At 29.9% G+C, this 2,846-nt stretch carries 4 protein-coding genes; 2 read left to right on the top strand and 2 right to left on the bottom strand.

Features of this window, described 5'->3' with window-relative positions; all coding sequences use genetic code 11:
* Both ACKI32_RS03295 and ACKI32_RS03290 read right to left on the bottom strand, forming a co-directional pair.
* Positions 1-423: radical SAM protein (locus ACKI32_RS03295; protein ID WP_407413463.1), on the bottom strand; the 423-nt coding region annotated here is incomplete at its 3' end.
* Between the two features lie 24 nt (positions 424-447).
* On the bottom strand, positions 448-1,338 hold the full coding sequence (locus tag ACKI32_RS03290) for a radical SAM protein (RefSeq protein ID WP_407413461.1): 891 nt from the start codon (positions 1,336-1,338) through the stop codon (positions 448-450).
* Positions 1,339-1,584: 246 nt separating this feature from the next.
* On the opposite strand from ACKI32_RS03290, the gene ACKI32_RS03285 reads away from it, so the two are divergent.
* Together ACKI32_RS03285 and ACKI32_RS03280 are read left to right on the top strand one after the other, a co-directional pair.
* Positions 1,585-2,160: a TMEM175 family protein gene (locus ACKI32_RS03285; protein WP_407413459.1), complete on the top strand. Its 576-nt coding sequence runs from the start codon at positions 1,585-1,587 to the stop codon at positions 2,158-2,160.
* Positions 2,157-2,726: a TMEM175 family protein gene (locus ACKI32_RS03280; protein ID WP_407413457.1), complete on the top strand. Its 570-nt coding sequence runs from the start codon at positions 2,157-2,159 to the stop codon at positions 2,724-2,726. Before ACKI32_RS03285 ends, ACKI32_RS03280 begins: the two co-directional genes overlap by 4 nt.
* Positions 2,727-2,846: the final 120 nt, after the last annotated feature.

Genomic DNA, 2,846 nt, shown 5'->3' with positions numbered 1-2,846 from the left:
CAATTTTAATACTTTATCTGATCCGGATTCAAGTCCAATGTAAATGTCATCGTATTTTGCCTCATAAAGTTGATCAAGCTCTTCCTGAGACTTGCGCCTGATGTTTCTGATTGAGCTTTGGCAGGATATTACATAAATGTTTGGGAAATATTCTTGAATCAGATCACTGATTTCAATCAATTTTCTTGTAGGCAATGCTAAAGGATCTCCATTAGCTACAGTTATTTTTGATAGGTTTTTAGGATAAATCTGTGATAATTCCTCTAAGTCCTCCCTAATGTGTTCTATTGGTGAGACTCCAAATCTTACTCCATGATACATATTGCAAAAATTGCACTTGTTCCATGAACATCCATATGTTATTTCTAAAATTGGAGTATTTGCTTCCAATGGATGTCTATATACCGGTCCTGTGTAATGCATCTTTTCACCTCATTGATATTTTTTTTATAAATGCCCTCTTTTAGCTACAGTATCAAGGAAACCAGGTCTTATTTCCTCAATTCTTTCCACTTGTCTTTTTATGTCTTTAATCATTTCTTCCTTGAACTTGAAATAGTAATTGATTCTAATCAGATTGTGAACATGTGCTCCAAAGAAGAAGCAGTCATCATCCATTTCTAGATTTTCAATCAATGTCAATTCCTCTTCAATCAATTCCCTTTCAGTAGCTTCTACAAATTCCCCATTCAATGTCATGTCATATAATGGGGTGTTTTCCTCTAGAGATGTGGAAGTTGGAATAATCATTACCGGTTTATATTCATTAAGTAATTCTGCAGTTTGCTTTGCGCTTTCTATGCAGTTTCCTCTACCTGCAACACCTAACATCAAAAGAGCCACATAATTCATATCCACTTCCTTAAGTCTAGACAGTTCGTGGTATTCATCTTCTTTTGTGTATCCTTTTTGCATTTGCTCCAAAGTTGGTTCATAAGCTGTTTCAAGTCCAATGTATAGTCTATTATATCCTGCTTTTCTTAAATTCTTTAAATCATCAATGGATTTTCTTTTGATATTCCTTATTGATGCATAGCATGCAATGCATTCAATTTCTGGGAAATATTTATGAATCAAGTCAGCAATTTCCAATAGTTTCCTTGCAGGAAGTGCAAATGCATCTCCATTAACCAAAAAGATTTTCTTTAGATCTTTTGGATAGTATCTGCTTAATTCCTTCAAATCTTCTTCTACATCCTCTAATGGGGATACTCCAAATTTTTGGCTATGGTACATTGTACAAAATGAACATTTTTCCCATGAGCATCCATAAGTTACTTCTAAAAGGGGAGTGTCCGCTTCTGGAGGAGGTCTGTAAACTGGTCCTGTGTAATGCATTTTATCACCTTAATTTTATTGTAATGTTTTTTTTTAATTTTATCAAGAAATCTTTTATTCTATCTTTAATGTATTTTTTAAGTTTATCAAGAAATCTTTATTTTATCTTTAATGTATTTTTTAATTTTTTATTTGTATTTACTAAAATATTAGTTTCAATATATAAAAACATATCAGTAATAATTAACTTACCAGTTAGTTTAAACTTACTTTTATTTTAATAAATTTTAAAATTAAATAATATTTATGGATAAGCAAAGATTAGAAACATTTGGAGATGCAATAATTGCAATTGTATTGACCATTTTAGTTTTAAAATTAGCCCAACCTAATTCATTGACAATTGATGGGTTTTGGCAGATTAAAGAAGGTTTTATAGCTTATTTTATTAGTTTTTTAATAATATTCAATGTATGGTACAATAATCATAATTTCTTTCATGTATTGGATGAAGTTGATGATTTGACTGTTTGGATGCAAGGATTTACATTGTTTATGATGTCCCTTTTACCTTATTTCACTTCTTTAGTATCAAAGAATATTTGGTCTCTCCCTGCAGAGACTATGTATGCATTGACATTAATAGGGATTCATATATTCTATGTTCTAACTGTTAAATCTGGAATAAACCATAATAGGGATAACAAGCAACTGATTGAAGGGGATTATCTAAACAAACATGTTAACACACCAATGATAATTATTTTAATAGGTTTCATTATTGGCTATCTGATTTATCCGCCAGCAATTATAATTTCCTGTTTGGTTACAGTTGTATTTTGGATTATAACATTTAGGCATTTTAAGGATGTGATTATATGAAATCTGAAAGGTTTGAAGCTTTGATTGATGCAATAATAGCTATCATCATCACAATCATTGTACTTGATTTGCCAGTGCCTAGTGTGGTAACTTGGGATTCTATTTTTGCATTGAAAATGAATTTCTTTGCATATTTTGTAAGTTTCCTTTTGTGCTATAATTTCTGGAACAACCATCAAAAATTCTTTGGCTATATTAAAACAATTGACCATAGAGTGATGTGGCTTGGTGCGGGGTCTATGTTCGTATTGTCATTTATTCCATATCTGACATCTTTAATTACAACAGATTTCAATGCATTCTTCCCATTATTCCTATATGGTTTGATATTCATTGTAATTGATATATTGTTTTTAATGTCATGTTACATTTTAAAAAATGTGGATTCAGATAACTTGGAATTGGAAAAAAGAGTGGGTATAATTACTAAAAAGATTATAATTATCATCTTAATAATTATAATAGGAATCATAATCGGATATTTAGCGTATCCTTCAGCTATTTTATTCTCTTGCTTTGGATGTATGATTGCTTCTTGGCTAATGAGTTATTTGGGAATTTATTAATGGTTAGTTTTAAATTACCAAAAGTTTAATATTATATAAATTATAATTCTAATAAAGAGCAATTTTTAGATAATAATTTTAGATAATGAAAATTTTAGAGAAGTATTAATGTTCTAATAG

The sequence above is a fragment of the Methanobrevibacter sp. genome, from assembly GCF_045611865.1.
GTDB lineage: Archaea > Methanobacteriota > Methanobacteria > Methanobacteriales > Methanobacteriaceae > Methanocatella.
Note: the sequence above shows the minus strand (reverse complement) of the source record. Positions and strands in the feature narration are given on the sequence as shown.